This is a genomic window from Glycomyces endophyticus (assembly GCF_039531525.1).
Taxonomy (GTDB): domain Bacteria; phylum Actinomycetota; class Actinomycetes; order Mycobacteriales; family Micromonosporaceae; genus Glycomyces; species Glycomyces endophyticus.
Genome location: NZ_BAAAQF010000009.1, coordinates 1 through 16,099, shown reverse-complemented (window position 1 = coordinate 16,099; position 16,099 = coordinate 1). Strand labels below are relative to the sequence as shown.

Below are 16,099 nucleotides of genomic sequence, written 5' to 3'. Positions count from 1 at the left end.
CGGGGCGGCGACCGGTTCGGTTGCTGCCGTAGGATCGCCACCGTGCGTGAGAGAGGTCTGGAGACGGCGGTCCGGGTCGGCGGCGCGGTCGTCGCGGCGGCCGCGGCGGTCCTCGCCGCTCTGATCGAATCGTTCCTCGTCCCGACCTACTGGGACGGCGTCGCCGTCCCGCTCGCCGGGGCCCTCGCGTTCGCCGGGAACTGGGCGCTCGCCGCGCTGGCCGTGTGGTGGACCGGCAGCCGGTGGGGCGCGCTGCTCACCGCGCTCGCCTGGTTCGGCGTGGTCCTGGCCGCCTCGATGCCCACCGCCGCCGGGTCGCTGGTCGTCACCAGCGGCTTCAACGGCTACGCGCTGCTCCTGGCCGGTACCGCCGGGATCGCCGTGTCGCTGTGGCGGTATTTTCGTCCCAGACCGCAGCAAGCCCCCTCTGCCCCGAAGGAGTCCCGACAGTGACCCTCCTCAGCCGCCTCCTGATGCCGCACTGGCCGTCGATCTACGGCTTCGCGCTGGGCCTGATCGCCGCGAACCTCGGCGGCCGGATCGCCTCGAACGTGTGGGGCGAGGGCACCGCGGTCGGCGACCTCGTGGGCGTGTACACGTTCGGCGCGATGGCCGCCGTCGCCGTCGCCGCCGGGATCTGGTGGGGCGTGCGCCGCCGCCGCCAGGAGATCACCGGCGAGCTCCTCGTCATCTTCCTGGTCGCGACCCTGTTCGCGGTCCTGGTGAACCCGCTCATCGCCCGCGTGGACTACCCGGACCTCCAGGGCGTGTTCTCGCAGGTCCCGATCTACTTCGCGCTGCTGGCCGTCTCCGGCTGGGTGGGCTTCCTCATCGTGATGGCCCTGGGCGTCGACCGCTACGGCCGCGAGCTCAAGGCCACGAGGATCGCGTTCGAGCGCAAGGCCAGCCCGTCGCGCAAGGCCGCCGCCGCTAAGGCCTGACCCGGTAGCGGTACCGGTAGCGCTCGGCGTAGCCCAGCCGCAGGTACATCTCGATCGCCGGCGCGTTGCCGGCCTCCACCTGGAGGGCGGCGCGCGCCGCGCCGCTGTGCGCCCCCCACGCCTCCAGGGCCGCCAGCACCTCGGTGCCCAGGCCCTGCCTGCGCAGCCCGGGGAGGGTCCCCACGTTCGTGACGGCCAGGAGGTCCCCGGCCACGGCGCCGCGCCCGCGCGCGGCGAGCGCGCCGCCGCGCCGGATCTCCGCGTAGGCCCGGCCGGGGCCCGCGCCGAACACCCGCTCGGCGGTCGCGGCGTCGCCGCGCCCGGTCTGCTCCAGGAACGCGGCGCTCGGCGCGTGCGACACGACCGCCTCGCCCTCGTACGCGGTGTCCTTGAGCGCCTTGACCATCACCGCGGTCTCCATGCGCGCCTCCCAGCCGCGGGCGGCGAGCTCGTCCTCCAGCCGCCGCGTGACCGGCCCGGCGAGGGAGAATTTCGCGGGCAGCCCGCGCGCGGCGTACCAGGCCTCGACCGCGGCCACGGCCGCGTCGAGGCCGCCCTCGGGCGCGGTGAGCGCCAGGACCGAGTTCGCGCGGTTGGTGAACCCGCCCGAGGCGCGCAGTAGCCAGCCGCCGAGCGGCTCGGTCTCGACCGCGGGCCAGGTCTCGGCCAGCAGGCGCTCCAGGCCGATGATCTCGGAGAACTTGACGGGCCGCGGCGGGATCGCCTTCGCGGCGACGACGGCGCCCGGTTCGATGGTGACGACTGCCCCTGCGGCGGGCCGCACGCGCCAGCGCTCGGCCCCGAACTCGATAAGCTCGCCCGTGATGTCCGTGAACCGCCGACCGGGCCGGGCGTCGCGCAACCTGATCCGAACCACCACGCGGCGGCCGACGAACTCCGGTCCCAGCATCTGGCGCACCCCAAGCCTTCGGGTCTACTAGAGGAAATAAGCTTTAGGCTCATCTCAGCGCAGTCCGCCCGACTGCGCGCTGTAGGAAGGACGACTCGTGACTTACGTAATCGCCGAGCCGTGCGTGGACCTGCTCGACAGGGCCTGCATTGAAGAATGCCCCGTCGACTGCATCTACGAAGGCAACCGGAAGCTCTACATCCACCCCGACGAGTGCGTCGACTGCGGTGCGTGTGAGCCGGTGTGCCCGGTCGAGGCGATCTTCTACGAGGACGACGTCCCCGAGGAGTGGGCCGCCTACACCAAGGCCGACGTGGACTTCTTCGACGACCTCGGCAGCCCCGGCGGGGCCTCCAAGGTCGGCAAGATCGACAGCGACGTCCCGTTCGTGGCCGAGCTGCCCGCGAAAGAGGAGTAGCCGATGGCGCCGCGCCGCCTCCACAGCGCCTCCCCGGCGCGGCGGCTGCCGCGCTTCCCGTGGGACCGGATGGCTCCGTACAAGGAGCGCGCGGCCGCCCACGCCGAAGGGCTCGTCGACCTGACCGTCGGCGCGCCCGTCGACCCGGTGCCGGACTCGATCCGCGCGGCCCTGGACGAGGGCTCCGCGTTCCCCGGGTACCCGACCGTGGCCGGTCCGCCCGAGCTCGCCGCGGCGATGCGCTCGTGGCTGCACCGCCACACCGGGGTCGCCGAGGACGTCGCGGTCCTGCCGACCGTGGGCTCGAAGGAACTGGTCGCGAACCTGCCGTTCCAGCTCGGGATCGGCCCCGGCGAGTCCGTGGCCTACCCGGAGATCGCCTACCCCACGTACGAGGTCGGCGCGATCCTCGCCCGGGCCGAGCCGCTCCCCGTCGCCGACCCGCGCGACGCCGCCGGCCCGCGCCTGCGGCTGGCGTGGATCAACTACCCGACGAACCCGACCGGCGAGACCGCCACCGTCGGGCACCTGCGCGACCTCGTCCGCTGGGCCCGCGAGCACGGCGTCGTCCTCGCCTCCGACGAGTGCTACCTGACGCTCGGCTGGGACGAGGCGGACCCGCCGGTGTCGGTCCTCGACCCGCGCGTCAACGACGGCGACCTCACCGGCCTGCTGGCCGCGCACTCGCTGTCGAAGCGCTCCAACCTGGCCGGGTACCGCTCCGCGTTCCTCGCCGGGGACCCCGCGATCGTCGCCGACCTCCTGGAGATCCGCCGCCACGCGGGCTTCATGGTCCCGTGGGCGGTCCAGCGGGCCACCATCGCGGCCCTGCACGACGAGGAGCACGCGATCGAGCAGCGCGAGCGCTACGGCCGCCGCCGCGAGGTCCTGCGGGCCGCCGTCGAGTCCGCCGGGTTCCGCATCGACCACTCGGACGCGGGGCTCTACCTGTGGGCCACCCGCGACGAGGACTGCTGGGACACCGTCGCGTGGCTGGCCGACCGCGGCATCCTCGCCGCCGCGGGGGAGTTCTACGGCGCCAAGGGGAACCGCCACGTGCGGCTCTCGCTGACCGCCACCGACGAGGCCGTGGCGGACGCCGCCGGGCGGCTGAAGTAGCACACGAAGCAGGGGCCCGCGGCCGGATGCCGCGGGCCCCTGCTCCATGCGTGCGTCAGTCCTTCGGGACCGCGGGAACGTCGACCGGCGGGTCGACGGGCAGGCCCGGGTCCGGCACGGCGCCGGTCACCGTCGCGAGGATGTCCTGGCAGGTCTGGGCCAGGGCCCCGATGTCCGGCAGCGCCGGCGCGTCACCGCCGGGCACGCCCGGCACCGGCAGCGGCGGGAGCTGCTCGTACTCCTCCTCGAGTTCGGCCGGCAGCGGCGCCCCGGCGTCGAGCGCGGCCTGCAGGTCGGTCAGGCACGTCGCCAGGTCGGTGAGCGCGGTCGGGTCGGGCAGCCCGCCCGGCAGCGGCGGCGGGTCGACCGGGAGCGGCGGCAGCTGCTCCGCGGCGACGGTCTCCGCCCGGTCGGCGGGCTCGGCGGCGCTGACCGCCGGCGCGGCGGCGAGCATCGCCACCGGGACGGCGAGGCCGACGAACACGGCCCGCCAGGTCTTGGTCTTCGGCGTCCGGTCTCGTTCTACTGTGAACATGGACTCTGCCATGAGGATTACTCCCGTGGATTGTCGGCGACCCCGGCTCAGGCGCGGTCCTGCCTTCAAAGGCCGTCAGTGGGGACGGCCCCGGCCGCGCCATCGGCACCGGGATGCCTAACTTTCCGTAGGACTTTATGTACTCCTCGTTACTCCCGCTCCGCTTCAGTGAAACCGAACATGGCGGGCACTGGCATCCTCGCCCATGGACCCGCCCTGAGCAGGACGATCGCCGGTAAACACCGGAGTCCGGAATCCGACAGTCGCCGCCGGAACCCGGTGGCGGGCGTCGGACCCTTCGGCCACACTGGTCGGGTGACTGACTCGCTGCTCATCGGACGCGACCACCCCGCCTCCGCGCTGCGCGCGGCCGTCGACCGCACCGCGGCCAGCCACGGCGGCCTCGTCCTCGTCGTCGGCGAGGCCGGCATCGGCAAGACCGCCCTGGTCACCGAGGCCGCGGCCGGCCGCCGCGACGACCTGCTCGTCGCCTTCGCCACCTCCTGGGAGTCCGAGGCCGTCCCCGACAACTGGCTCTGGCTCCAGGTCCTGCGGTCCCTGCGCGGCCGCCTCGGCGAGGAGGCCTGGACCGCCCTGCGGCCCGCGCCCGCGATCGAGGCGTTCCTCGGCGAGCGCGACGGCACCCGGCCCGTGGACTTCGAGCTCCACGACGCCGTCACCCAGCTCCTCATCGGCGCCTCCCGGCTCCGGCCGCTCCTCATCGTCCTCGACGACCTCCACTTCTCCGACACCGCCAGCATCGAACTGCTCAAGTTCGCGTGCCAGCACACCTTCTTCGAACGCGTCCTGTTCGTCGGCACCTACCGCGACTCCGAGATCGACCCCGGGCACCGCCTCCGCGGCCGCATGCTCCAGCTCGTCGCCAAGGCCGCCATGGTCGGCCTCGACGGCCTCACCGAGGACGGCGTCGCCGCGCTCGTCGAGGCCACCGCCGGCGCCGCCCCCGACGCCGACACCGTCGCCGAGATCACCCGCCGCACCGGCGGGAACCCGTTCTTCGTCGAGCAGTCCGCGCTCCTGTGGGCCTCCGGGCAGCCCGTCGACGCCACCAGCGCCGGCATGCGCGACGCCCTGCGCCGCCGCATCGACCAGCTCCCCGAGCCGATCCTGCGCATGCTCACCCTCGCCTCCGTCGGCGGCCGCGAGTTCCACGCCGGCGTCATGGCCCAGGCCTCCGGCCTCGAGCAGTTCCGGATCGAGGCCGCCCTCGACCTCGCCTGCCAGACCCGGCTCGTGCGCCGCGAGCGCGACCGGTACGTGTTCGTCCACGACCTCGTCCGCGAGACCCTCTACCAGTCCATGGACCCCGCCGAGGCCGCCCACCACCACGGCTGCGTCGTGCGCGCCCTCCAGGCAGACCAGTCCCTCAAGAAGCACATGCTCGTCACCGAGATCGCCCACCACGCGTGGGTCGCCGGGGACGACCTCGACCCCGAGACCGCCGTCGACCTCATCGCCCGCGCTGGCGCCAAGGCCAACTCGTGCATGAGCATCGCCAGCTCCGAGAAGTACTTCCGCCGCGCCGTCGAGCGGTGCGCGCCCGGCATGGTCCGCAAGCGGGTCCTGCTGCGCCTCCAGCTCGCCGACGCCGTGCACTGGCTCAAACGCGAGGACGAGGCCCGCGGGATCTTCGCGCTCGCGCTCCACGAGGCCGAGGACTCCGGCGACCCGATGCTCCTCGCGCGCGCCGCGATGGACGCCCCGCAGACCGAGGACGTCGCCGAGCTCATGCGGCTCAAGGCCCTCGCCTACGAGGGGCTCGCGGGCGAGCGGCCCGAACCGGGCCTGGAGCACGAGGCCCTCTCCCGGCAGCTGCTGTACCGCTTCATGATCGCCGCCCGCGAGTCCGGCGACGACGAGGAGATCTCGTTCGGCCTGTGGGCCACGCACGCCTCGAACTGGGGCCCCGGCACCGCCGCGCGGCGCCAGGAGATCGTCGAGGAGCTCGCCGAGATCACCCGCCGCACCGGCGACGAGGAGATGCGCCTGCTCTCCTCCTCGCTCCGGTGGGTCGTGCTCCTGGAGCAGGGCGACCCGGCGTACCTCGCGCAGCTCGCCGCGTTCCGCGCCCTCGCCGACGCCGCCGAGACCGAGCACTGGCACGGCGGCTCGAACATCGACCAGGCCATCACCGACATCCTCCAGGGCCGATTCGACGCCGCGGCGGCGCGCATCGACGAGGCCGCCTCCCTGATGGTCGACGAGAAGGCCCACCTCGACCTCGTCGCCCACCTGCGCTGGGAGCTCCAGCTCGCCCGCGGCGGCATCCCCGACACGACCGGGCTGCGGCGCTCGTACTACGGCGGCCACTACACCGACCTGCTCACCGGGATCGGCGCGCTCCGCTCCGGCGACACCGACCGGGCCCGCCGCCTCCGTGACCGCCTGGCCGCCGTCGACGACATGTACGGCTCGTGGGAGTCGCTCATGCTCCGCTTCGAGGCCGAACTCGCCGTCGCCGACGGCGACGCCGACCTCGCGCGCGCCGTCTACGACCGGCTCGCCCCCCACGAGGGCGAATGGCTCATCGCCATGTGGGGCACCAGCGTCAGCGGGCCGATCAGCCACTGGCTCGGCACCCTCGCGGCCTCCCTTGGCGACCGCGACCGCGCCGCCGCCCACTTCCGGAACGCCTTCGAGCAGGCCGACCGGCTCGACGCCGCGCCCTGGTCGGAGGCCGCCCGCGCCGGGCTCGCCTGCCTGGAGGCGCCGCCCGCCGCGCCCCCCGCCGCCGGCGACGTGTTCCGCCGCGAGGGCGCCACCTGGACCCTCGCCTACGGCGGGGCCGTGCTGCACCTGCCGCACGCCAAGGGCCTCGCCGACCTCCGCGAACTGCTCGCGCACCCGGGCGAGGACATCGCCGCCGCCGACCTCCTCGACCCGGCCGAGGCCGTCGCCGCCGACGCCCGCCTCGGCGGCGACGACGTCCTCGACGCCGCGTCCCGCGCCCGCTTCCGCGAGCACCTGGAGGTCCTCGACGAGCAGATCGACACCGCCACCGCGATCGGCGACGACGCCCGCGCCGCCGCCCTCGACACCGAGCGGCGGGCCCTCATCGAGCACCTCAAGGCCGCCACCGGCCTCGGCGGCCGCTCCCGCCGCCTCGGCGACAACCACGAACGGGCCCGCAAGTCCGTCACCAACCGCATCCGCAACACCCTCAAGAAGATCGAGGACGGCCACCCGGCGCTCGGCGCGCACCTGCGCGAGGCCGTCGCCACCGGCTCCTCCTGCGCCTACCGGCCCGGACCAGAGGCCCCGAAATGGACCCTCTGACGCGAAGGGGCCGGGCGGACCGGGAGGTCCGCCCGGCCCCGCCGGGTGTTGGATCGAGTCTCACTTGCGGTTGTAGGCCCTGAGCGTCAGGAACCCGAACACCGCCACGAAGCCGGCCGACCAGATGAGCGTCGTCGCGATCGCCCCCGACGGCGACGTCCCGTCGAACAGGCCCCGCACGCCGTCGACCAGCTGGCTGATCGGCGTGTTCTCCACGACCGGCTGCAGCCAGCCCGGCATCGTCGAGGGGTCGACCATGATGTTCGACAGGAACGTCATCGGGAACATGATCGACATCGAGATCGACATGACGGTCTTCTCCGACCGCGTGATGAGCCCCAGCCAGGTCCACACCCACGAGAACGCGAAGCAGAACACCAGCAGGAGCCCCACGCCCAGCAGCACGCCGGCCGCGCCGCCCGCGGGCCGGTAGCCCATGATCATGCCGGTCCCGAACATGATCGCCCCGGCCGCCGCGTACCGGAACATGTCCGCCAGCAGGTACCCGACCATCGGCGCGGCCCGCCAGATCGGCAGCGTCCGGAACCGGTCCGACACGCCCTTGTTGATGTCGATGTTCACCGACATGCCGGTGTAGATCGTCGTCATCACGATGCTCATGACCATGATGCCCGGCAGCAGGAACTGCAGGTAGTCACCGGTGCCGCCGGCGATCGCGCCGCCGAACAGGTAGGTGAACATGAGCAGCATGATGATCGGGAACACCAGGATGTCGCCCAGCTGCTCGGGCACGTGCTTGATCTTCAGCATCGAACGCCACGCGAACGCCCGCGCCGACGCGAACGCGCTCGGCGGCGCCGGGCGCTCGCCCTGGTTCAGCAGCTTGCGGAGCCGGTCCTTCTCGACGGGAGCCGGCGCGTCCTGATCGGTGCTCTTGGTCTCGGTGAAAGCCATGACGGGTTCTTCCTCTTATCTCTCTCAGTCCACTGACTAGGCGTCGACGCGCTCGGTGAGGGCGAGGAAGACCTCGTCCAGGCTCGGCTGGCCGAGCGAGAAGTCGTCGACGAGGATGCCGGCCTTCGCCAGCTCGCTCAGCGCGTGCGCGCCCTGCACGGCGTTGTCCTGCCCGGGCAGCAGCCGCGCGGTGAGCGCCACGGGGTCGTCGTCGAGCTCGACCTCGGCCCGCAGGGCCTCGGCGAGCACCGCCCGCGCGTGCTCGCGCTGGTCGGTGTGGTGCAGCCGCAGCTTGATCGAGCCCGCGCCCACCGAGGACTTCAGCTGCCCCGGCGTGCCCTCGGCGATGACCTTCCCGGTGTCGATGACCGCGATGCGGCTCGCCAGCTGGTCGGCCTCCTCCAGGTACTGCGTCGTCAGCAGCACCGTGGTGCCCTCGCCGACGATCGTCCGGATGACCTCCCACACCTGGTTGCGGCTGCGCGGGTCCAGGCCCGTGGTCGGCTCGTCCAGGAACAGCAGCCGCGGCGTGATGATGATCGACGCGGCGATGTCCAGCCGCCGCCGCATCCCGCCCGAGTAGCTCTTCACCTGCTTCCCGGCCGCGTACGTGAGCCCGAACGCCTCCAGCAGGTCCTCGGCGCGCGACCGCGCCGCCGGCTTCCCGAACCCGTACAGCCGCGACAGCAGGACCAGGTTCTCCGCACCGGTCAGGTCCTCGTCCAGCGAGGCGTACTGCCCCGTCAGGCTCACCTGGGTGCGCACCGCCGACGGGTCGGCGACGATGTCGTTCCCGAACACCGTGGCGGTGCCCGCGTCCGGACGCAGCAGGGTGGCCAGCATCCGCACGGTCGTGGTCTTGCCCGCGCCGTTCGGCCCGAGCACCCCGTACACCGTCCCCGCCGGGACCTCCAGGTCCACGCCGTCGACGGCCTTGATCTCCTTGAAGTGCTTGACGAGCCCCTCGGCCCGGATCGCGGTCTCGCTTGCCATGTCGGCCTCCTGAGTGAATTACTGCCTTCACCCCGGAGGCGCTACACGCCCCGCCAGACGCCGCGAGGCCCCGCTACATCCGATGTAGCAGGGCCCCGGATCACTTCGGCCGGCGTCAGTCGCGCAAATGCTTCGGCCGCACGACCAGCCAGAACAGGAGCGCCGCCACGCCGCAGCCGACCGCGATCGCCGCCGCAGTGGTGTTCCACACGCCCGGCAGCTCCAGCTCGTAGAACCGCGCGAACGGCGGCACCGCCAGCACCAGCACGAACGCGCCCGCGCACACCCCGACCAGCAGTCCCTTCCACCACGTGTACGGCTTCGCCACGATCGCCAGCGCCACCAGCGCCAGGCTGAACAGCGTGATCGCCGCCGTCGTCTGCGGCAGGTCCGACTCGTAGCCGTCGTGCGCCAGCGCCGCCAGGTACACCGCGAACGTCGGCACCGCGCAGCAGATCCCCGCGGGGATCGCGAACTTCAGGACCCGCTTCACGAACCCGGGCCGGGCCCGGTCGAACGTCGGCGCCAGCGCCAGGAAGAACGCCGGCAGGCCGATCGTGAACAGGTTGATGAGCGACTGGTGGATCGGCAGGAACGGGTACGGCAGCGGCTCGCCGCCCGCGATCCACGCGATCGACGCGCCCACCGCGATGAACAGCGCCAGCGCGATCGCGTACACGGTCTTGGTGAGGAACAGGTTCGACACGCGCCCGATGTTCCCGAGGACCCGGCGGCCCTCGGCGACCACGTGCGGGAGCGTCGCGAACTCGTCGTCCAGGAGCACGACCTGCGCGACCGAGCGCGCCGCCGCCGACCCCGAGCCCATCGCGATGCCCAGGTCGGCGTCCTTGAGCGCGAGGACGTCGTTGACGCCGTCGCCGGTCATCGCCACGGTGTGGCCCCGCGACTGGAGCGCCCGCACGAACATCTGCTTCTGGTGCGGCTTGACCCGCCCGAAGATCGTGGCCCGCTCCAGCAGGTCGGCGAGCTCCTCGGGGTCCTCCGGCAGACGCCGGGCGTCCACGGTGTCCGCGGCGCCCTCGACGCCGAGCTGCGCGGCGACCGCGCCCACGGCCGCGGGCGAGTCCCCGGAGATGATCTTGACGGCGACGCCCTGCTCCTTGAAGTAGGCGAGGGTCGCGGCCGCGGTGGAGCGCAGGCGCTGGCGCAGGATCACCAGGGCCTGGGCCTTGACGCCGGTGACGCCGCCGGTGGTCGAGGCGGACTCGGCGGTGACGAGCGCGAGGACGCGCAGGCCCTGGGCGGCGAGGACGTCGGCGTCCATCGCGACGGGGTCGCCGGACTCCAGGAGCACGTCGGGCGCGCCGAGGAGCCAGGTGCCGTGGTCGGTGAAGCGGGTGCCGCTCCACTTGCGCGCGGAGGAGAAGGGCATGACGTCGATGACGCGCCAGCGGGGGTCGCCGACCTCCCGCTCGGCGAGGTGGGCCTCGACGGCCTGCATGGTGGGGTTGGGGCTGTCGTCGGCGGCCGCGAGCGCGGCGAGCGCCTCGAAGACGCCGTCGGCGTCGGCGCCCTCGATGGGGCGGATCTCGTCGACGTCCATGCCGCCCTCGGTGAGGGTGCCGGTCTTGTCCAGGCACAGCACGTCGGTGCGGGCCAGGCCCTCGATCGCGGGCAGCTCCTGCACGAGGCACTTGCGGGCGCCGAGGCGGACGACGCCGACGGCGAACGCGACGGAGGTGAGGAGCACCAGGCCCTCGGGGATCATCGGCACGATCCCGGCGACGGTCGAGACGATGATCTCGCGCCAGTTCTGGGCGTCCGCGGCCTGGCTGACGATGAGCAGGAGCGCGATCGGCACGATCAGCCAGTTGATGAGCTTGATGAAGCGGTTGATGCCCTCGCGCAGCTCGGAGCGGGCCAGCGTGAACTTGCTGGCCTCCTCGACGAGCTTGGCGGCGTAGGAGTCCGCGCCGATGTGCTCGGCCCGGAACAGGCCGGTGCCGGCGACGGCGAACGAGCCGGACCGCACCTCGTCGCCGGGGGCCTTCGCGACCGGGTCGGCCTCGCCGGTCAGCAGCGACTCGTCGATCTCCAGGTTGCGGGACTCCACGACGGGGCCGTCGACGACGACGCGGTCGCCGGGTTCGACGAACACCAGGTCGTCCCTGACGATCCGGTTCGGCGGGACCTCCTGGACCTCGCCGTCGCGCAGGACCTTGGCGTTCGCCTGGTTCATGAGCGAGAGCTTGTCGAGGGTGCGCTTGGCGCGCAGCTCCTGGATCGTTCCGATGAGGATGTTCGCGATGATGACCCCCGCGAACAGGCCCTGCTTCCAGCCGCCGAACGTCACGGCGATGACGGCGAGCACGCCGATGACGGCGTTGAGCGGGGTGAACAGGTTGGCGCGCAGGATCGCGGAGAACGGGCGGCTCGTGTGGCGCTTCGCCTCGTTGACGGCTCCGGCCTGGACGCGCTCGGCCACCTCGGCGGCAGTCAGGCCGCGGTCGCCTGCCAGCATGGGTGTTGTCACGTCGACAGCTTATGCGACTCTCGCCGTTCTGTATCACCGCCGAAGGACGGAAACGGCCCGAACGCCCCTCCTCCGAAATGCGGAGGCGGCGCGGGTCCCAGGCGGGCTTATCCGATTGCGGCCCCGGGGGGCCCGGCCCGTAGAATCCCTGATTATGGCCAATGTACTCACACCGCAGGGCGAGGACTTCCCTCGCTGGTACCAGGACGTCATCGCCAAGGCCCAGCTGGCCGAGAACGGGCCGGCGCGCGGCTCGCAGGTGATCCGACCGTCCGGGTTCTCCCTGTGGGAGCGCATGACGGCCGAGATGGACGCCCGCATCAAGGACACCGGCACCGAGAACGCCTCGTTCCCCCTGCTCATCCCCGAGTCCTACTTCACCCGGGAGGCCGACCACGTCGAGGGCTTCGCTCCCGAGCTGTGGATGGTCACGCACGGCGGCGGCAAGGAGCTCGAGGAGAAGCTCGCGATCCGGCCCACCTCCGAGACCGTCATCGGCGAGTACATGGCGAAGTGGGTCAACTCGTACCGCGACCTGCCCCTGCTGCTCAACCAGTGGTGCAACGTCATGCGCTACGAGCTGCGCACCCGCCTGTTCCTGCGCTCCTCGGAGTTCCTGTGGCAGGAGGGGCACACCGTCCACGAGAGCTACGAGGACGCCCACGCGTTCACGCTGCGCATCCTCCACGAGGTCTACGCCGACTTCATGGAGAACGTGCTGGCGCTGCCCGTGCTGCGCGGCATCAAGACCGAGGCCGAGCGCTTCGCCGGGGCCCTGAACACGTTCGCCGTCGAGTCGCTCATGCGCGACGGCAAGGCCCTCCAGATGGGCACCTCCCACGAGCTGGGCCAGAACTTCGCGAAGGCGTTCGACATCCAGTTCCAGGGCAAGGACGGCAAGCAGGCCCACGGCTGGACCACCTCCTGGGGCACCTCGACCCGCATGATCGGCGGGCTCATCATGGGCCACGGCGACGACGCGGGCCTGCGCGTGCCGCCGAACCTCGCCCCCGTGCAGGTGTGCGTCATGGTCGTCAAGGACACCGACGAGGTCCAGGCCGCGGCGCGGAAGGTCCACGACGAGCTCAAGGGCGACGGCCTGCGCGTCAAGCTCGACCACCGCGGCGACGTGGCCTTCGGCCGCCGCGCCGTGGACGCCGAGCTCAAGGGCTACCCGGTCCGCATCGAGATCGGCCCCCGCGACCTGAAGAACGGCGAGGCCACCGTGGTCTCCCGCGTCGCCGGCACCAAGGAGACCGTCCCGCTCGGGATGCTCGCCGAGGCCGTCGCCGCCGCGCTCCAGGGCGCCCAGGACCAGCTGTGGAACGAGGCCCTGGAGTTCCGGGAGTCGCACACCGCCGACGCGGCCACGGTCGAGGAGGCCGTCGAGGCCGCCCAGACCGGCTACGCCCGACTGCCCTGGGACGCCTGCGGCGTCGAGGGGGAGCGCAAGGCCGCCGAATCCTCGGTCACGGTCCGGGTCCTGCAACGCGAGGACGGCTCGGTACCGGACTCCCTGGATGAGTCCGGTCTCATCGCCTACCTGGCGCGGTCGTACTGATCCCTCCGTAGGCTAGACTCGGTCGCTGTACATGAGCTTTGGGACGGGTGCCCTCTCAACAACCGTGACGCAAAGCCAGGTTTCAGCGCGAACGCGATCCGGAGTGATTCCCCTGGATAGCGGGCGCGCTGCGTGATCCTTATTACAGGAGTAACAAGAACGTGGCAGTGAAGATTCGCCTCACGCGTATGGGGAAGATCCGTACTCCCCAGTACCGCATCGTCATCGCCGACTCGCGGGTCAAGCGCGACGGCAAGGTCATTGAGAACGTCGGGATCTACCACCCGAAGGAGAACCCGTCCCGGATCGAGGTCAAGTCCGACCGCGTCCAGCACTGGCTCTCCGTCGGCGCCCAGCCGACCGACCAGGTCAAGGCCATCCTCCGCAAGACCGGCGACTGGCAGCGCTTCAAGGGCCTGCCCGAGCCGGCGCCGCTGAAGGTCGCCGAGCCGAAGCCCGAGAAGGAGTCGCTGTACGTGGCGGCCCTCAAGGAGTCCGGTATCGACCCGTCGAAGGCCTACGTCTCGGACGACGCCGTCAAGGCCGCCGACACGAAGCCCGCGGCCAAGTCGAAGAAGTCCGCCGAGAAGGCCGACGAATCGGCTAAGACTGAAGAGGTCAAGGCGGAGGCCGCCGAGGCGTCCGACGAAAAAGGGGAGTAGACCGTGCTGCGACCAGCGCTTGAACACCTTGTGAAAGGCATCGTCGATCACCCTGACGATGTCCGTGTCCGTCTGGTCGACTCGCGTCGCGGCAAGCGCCTGGAAGTCCGGGTCAACCCGGACGACCTGGGCACGGTGATCGGCCGCGGCGGCCGCACCGTCAACGCGCTGCGGCAGGTCATCGGCTCGATCGGCGGTCGCGGCATCCGCGTCGAGGTCGTCGATTCCTACTGAGTCATAACGCCACAGCCCCGGGGGTCGCCCCCGGGGCTGTCGCGTTCGCAAGGAGAGGCAAGCAATGGCAGAGGTCGTGGTCGGCCGGATCGTGCGCCCCCACGGGCTGCGCGGCGAGCTGATCGTCGAGGTCCGCACCGACGATCCCGAGGCCCGGTTCCAGCCGGGGACCGTGTACGCCACCAAGCACGGCCCGCTCACGGCCACCACGGTGCGCTGGCACCAGGGCCGGCCGATGGTCGGCTTCGCGAGCGTCCCCGACCGCACCGCGGCCGAGCTCATGCGCGGCGTGCTGCTGTCGGTCGACGTCGGCGAGGACGACCTCGGCGAGGACGAGTTCCGCGACGACGACCTCGAGGGCCTCGCGGTCAGGGACGCCGACGGCGCCGAGATCGGGACGGTCGCCCGCATCGAGCACGGCGCGGGCCACGAGACGCTCGTCGTCAAGCGGCAGGGCACCCACCCCGCGCGCGTCCCGTTCGTCGCCGAGATGGTCAAGGAGATCGACTTCGAGACCGGCGTCATCACCGTCGACCTGCCCCCGGGCCTGCTGGAGCTGTAGTGAAGATCGACGTCGTCACCGTCTTCCCCGAGTACCTCTCGCCCCTGGACCTCTCGCTCATCGGCCGCGCCCGCCAGCGCGGCCTCATCGACCTCGACGTGCACGACCTGCGCCGCTGGACCCACGACGTGCACCACTCGGTGGACGGCGCGCCCGCCGGCGGCGGGGCCGGGATGGTCATGAAACCGCAGCCGTGGGGCGAGTGCCTCGACGAGCTGGTGCCCGGCGAGGACCGGCCGCGCCTGCTCGTGACGAGCCCGGCCGGGCGGCCGTTCACGCAGGCCATGGCGCACGAACTCGCGGCCGAGCCGTGGCTCCTGTTCGCCTGCGGCCGCTACGAGGGCATCGACCAGCGGGTCGTGGACCACGCGTCCTCCCGCATGGAGGTCACCGAGGTCTCCATCGGCGACTACGTGCTCTTCGGCGGCGAGGTCGCGGTCCTCGCGATCGTGGAGGCCGTGGCGCGGCTGGTGCCCGGCGTCCTCGGCAACGCCGCCTCGCTCGACGACGAGTCGCACAACGCGGGCCTCCTGGAGGCCCCGGCGTACACGCGGCCCGCCGAGTGGCGGGGCCACGAGATCCCGCCGGTCCTCCTCTCGGGGGACCACGGCAAGGTCGACCGGTGGCGGCGTGAGCAGGCGCTCCTGCGCACCGCGCGGGCCCGGCCGGATTTGCTGGAACGGCTGGAGGCGGGTAGCCTCGACAAACGTGACCGGCTCCTCCTCGAAGGAGCCGGGCTCGCCGTGCCCGGGCAGGGTGTGGCAGAGTAAGACGGTTCCCCGTGACGTCCCGCCCGTTCAAGCGGTACCTCTCCCGGTCCGGAACTCCTGAACTTTTCATCAACGAGGGTTGAAACCAATGAACATTCTGGATGAGCTGAACGCCGCCTCCATGCGCGCCGACGTGCCGGACTTCCGTCCCGGCGACACCGTCAAGGTGAACGTCCGTATCCAGGAAGGCAACCGGTCCCGCGTCCAGGTGTTCCAGGGCGTCGTCATCCGCCGCCACGGCGGCGGACTGGGCGAGACCTTCACGGTCCGCAAGATCAGCTACGGCATCGGCGTCGAGCGCACCTTCCCGGTGCACGGCCCCATGGTCGACTCCATCGAGGTCGCCATGCGAGGCAAGGTCCGCCGCGCCAAGCTGTACTACCTGCGCGACCGCAAGGGCAAGGCCGCGACCAAGATCAAGGAGCGCCGCGAGCTCTAACCGGCCCGCGACACCGAAGGACCCCGGACTGCGTCCGGGGTTTTTCCATACCTGCGGCGCTTCCGCTACCCTCACCTCATGAGTCCCGGTCCCTCCGACGGGGCGAAGGGCCCCCGCCGCATCGATTGGAGCCGCCTCCCCGGCGCCGGCGGGTCCGGCGCCCCCGTGCCCCCCGGCGCCCCCGGTCGCCCCGCCCGGCTGCCCGACGGCCCCCGCGCCGGCGGTCCCGGCTCCGGCGGCCCCGTCGCG

16 protein-coding genes are annotated in these 16,099 nt (G+C 72.1%); 11 read left to right on the top strand and 5 right to left on the bottom strand.

What is annotated here, in order from left to right:
• Positions 1 to 42: 42 nt before the first annotated feature.
• Positions 43 to 453: a hypothetical protein gene (locus tag ABD419_RS12850; RefSeq protein WP_344486967.1), complete on the top strand. Its 411-nt coding sequence runs from the start codon at positions 43 to 45 to the stop codon at positions 451 to 453.
• On the top strand, positions 450 to 941 hold the full coding sequence (locus tag ABD419_RS12845) for a hypothetical protein (protein WP_344486965.1): 492 nt from the start codon (positions 450 to 452) through the stop codon (positions 939 to 941). The genes ABD419_RS12850 and ABD419_RS12845 overlap by 4 nt, the downstream gene beginning before the upstream one ends.
• On the opposite strand, the gene ABD419_RS12840 is transcribed toward ABD419_RS12845, so the two are convergent.
• Positions 931 to 1,851, bottom strand: a complete 921-nt coding sequence (locus ABD419_RS12840) for a GNAT family N-acetyltransferase (RefSeq protein WP_344486962.1) — start codon at positions 1,849 to 1,851, stop codon at positions 931 to 933. The genes ABD419_RS12845 and ABD419_RS12840 overlap by 11 nt on opposite strands.
• Before the next feature lie 97 nt (positions 1,852 to 1,948).
• On the opposite strand from ABD419_RS12840, the gene fdxA reads away from it, so the two are divergent.
• Both fdxA and dapC read left to right on the top strand, forming a co-directional pair.
• On the top strand, positions 1,949 to 2,269 hold the full coding sequence (fdxA, locus tag ABD419_RS12835; RefSeq protein WP_344486959.1) for a ferredoxin: 321 nt from the start codon (positions 1,949 to 1,951) through the stop codon (positions 2,267 to 2,269).
• Positions 2,270 to 2,272: 3 nt separating this feature from the next.
• Positions 2,273 to 3,388: a succinyldiaminopimelate transaminase gene (gene dapC, locus ABD419_RS12830; RefSeq protein WP_344486956.1), complete on the top strand. Its 1,116-nt coding sequence runs from the start codon at positions 2,273 to 2,275 to the stop codon at positions 3,386 to 3,388.
• A 55-nt stretch (positions 3,389 to 3,443) separates the two neighbouring features.
• Here dapC and ABD419_RS12825 read toward each other — a convergent pair whose 3' ends face one another.
• Positions 3,444 to 3,935 carry a hypothetical protein gene (locus tag ABD419_RS12825; protein WP_344486953.1) on the bottom strand — a complete coding sequence of 164 codons (492 nt, stop codon included), beginning with the start codon at positions 3,933 to 3,935 and terminating at the stop codon, positions 3,444 to 3,446.
• A gap of 303 nt (positions 3,936 to 4,238) precedes the next feature.
• Between ABD419_RS12825 and ABD419_RS12820 the strand changes: the two genes are divergently transcribed.
• Positions 4,239 to 7,220 carry an ATP-binding protein gene (locus ABD419_RS12820; protein WP_344486950.1) on the top strand — a complete coding sequence of 994 codons (2,982 nt, stop codon included), beginning with the start codon at positions 4,239 to 4,241 and terminating at the stop codon, positions 7,218 to 7,220.
• A gap of 60 nt (positions 7,221 to 7,280) precedes the next feature.
• Here the strand turns inward: ABD419_RS12820 and ABD419_RS12815 are convergent, their stop codons facing one another.
• The 3 genes from ABD419_RS12815 to ABD419_RS12805 form a co-directional block, all read right to left on the bottom strand.
• Entirely contained in the window at positions 7,281 to 8,135 is an 855-nt protein-coding gene (locus ABD419_RS12815) for an ABC transporter permease (protein WP_344486947.1), read from the bottom strand.
• 36 nt (positions 8,136 to 8,171) lie between these two features.
• The gene (locus tag ABD419_RS12810; RefSeq protein ID WP_344486945.1) at positions 8,172 to 9,128 is read right to left on the bottom strand and encodes an ATP-binding cassette domain-containing protein; all 957 of its coding nucleotides are present in this window, start codon (positions 9,126 to 9,128) and stop codon (positions 8,172 to 8,174) included.
• A 115-nt stretch (positions 9,129 to 9,243) separates the two neighbouring features.
• The gene (locus ABD419_RS12805) at positions 9,244 to 11,622 is read right to left on the bottom strand and encodes an HAD-IC family P-type ATPase (RefSeq protein WP_344486942.1); all 2,379 of its coding nucleotides are present in this window, start codon (positions 11,620 to 11,622) and stop codon (positions 9,244 to 9,246) included.
• A 154-nt stretch (positions 11,623 to 11,776) separates the two neighbouring features.
• Between ABD419_RS12805 and proS the strand changes: the two genes are divergently transcribed.
• The 6 genes from proS (at position 11,777) to rplS (ending at position 15,850) form a co-directional block, all read left to right on the top strand.
• Complete coding sequence (gene proS, locus ABD419_RS12800) at positions 11,777 to 13,183, top strand: proline--tRNA ligase (RefSeq protein ID WP_344486939.1); 1,407 nt, start codon at positions 11,777 to 11,779, stop codon at positions 13,181 to 13,183.
• A 161-nt stretch (positions 13,184 to 13,344) separates the two neighbouring features.
• Positions 13,345 to 13,845, top strand: a complete 501-nt coding sequence (gene rpsP / locus ABD419_RS12795; protein WP_344486936.1) for a 30S ribosomal protein S16 — start codon at positions 13,345 to 13,347, stop codon at positions 13,843 to 13,845.
• Between the two features lie 3 nt (positions 13,846 to 13,848).
• Entirely contained in the window at positions 13,849 to 14,079 is a 231-nt protein-coding gene (locus tag ABD419_RS12790) for an RNA-binding protein (RefSeq protein WP_026922808.1), read from the top strand.
• Positions 14,080 to 14,143: 64 nt separating this feature from the next.
• On the top strand, positions 14,144 to 14,641 hold the full coding sequence (gene rimM, locus ABD419_RS12785) for a ribosome maturation factor RimM (protein ID WP_344486924.1): 498 nt from the start codon (positions 14,144 to 14,146) through the stop codon (positions 14,639 to 14,641).
• Positions 14,641 to 15,411 (top strand): tRNA (guanosine(37)-N1)-methyltransferase TrmD, encoded by a 771-nt coding sequence (gene trmD, locus ABD419_RS12780; RefSeq protein ID WP_344486921.1) that lies wholly within the window; start codon positions 14,641 to 14,643, stop codon positions 15,409 to 15,411. The genes rimM and trmD overlap by 1 nt, the downstream gene beginning before the upstream one ends.
• A gap of 88 nt (positions 15,412 to 15,499) precedes the next feature.
• On the top strand, positions 15,500 to 15,850 hold the full coding sequence (gene rplS, locus ABD419_RS12775; protein ID WP_344486918.1) for a 50S ribosomal protein L19: 351 nt from the start codon (positions 15,500 to 15,502) through the stop codon (positions 15,848 to 15,850).
• Positions 15,851 to 16,099: the final 249 nt, after the last annotated feature.

What these genes read in the sequence shown, in the direction of transcription:
- ABD419_RS12840 (WP_344486962.1), bottom strand. Translation starts at nt 1,851, where the DNA reads ATGCTGGGACCGGAGTTCGTCGGCCGCCGCGTGGTGGTTCGGATCAGG.
- dapC (WP_344486956.1), top strand. Translation starts at nt 2,273, where the DNA reads ATGGCGCCGCGCCGCCTCCACAGCGCCTCCCCGGCGCGGCGGCTGCCG.
- ABD419_RS12825 (WP_344486953.1), bottom strand. Translation starts at nt 3,935, where the DNA reads ATGGCAGAGTCCATGTTCACAGTAGAACGAGACCGGACGCCGAAGACC.
- ABD419_RS12815 (WP_344486947.1), bottom strand. Translation starts at nt 8,135, where the DNA reads ATGGCTTTCACCGAGACCAAGAGCACCGATCAGGACGCGCCGGCTCCC.
- ABD419_RS12810 (WP_344486945.1), bottom strand. Translation starts at nt 9,128, where the DNA reads ATGGCAAGCGAGACCGCGATCCGGGCCGAGGGGCTCGTCAAGCACTTC.
- proS (WP_344486939.1), top strand. Translation starts at nt 11,777, where the DNA reads ATGGCCAATGTACTCACACCGCAGGGCGAGGACTTCCCTCGCTGGTAC.
- rimM (WP_344486924.1), top strand. Translation starts at nt 14,144, where the DNA reads ATGGCAGAGGTCGTGGTCGGCCGGATCGTGCGCCCCCACGGGCTGCGC.
- rplS (WP_344486918.1), top strand. Translation starts at nt 15,500, where the DNA reads ATGAACATTCTGGATGAGCTGAACGCCGCCTCCATGCGCGCCGACGTG.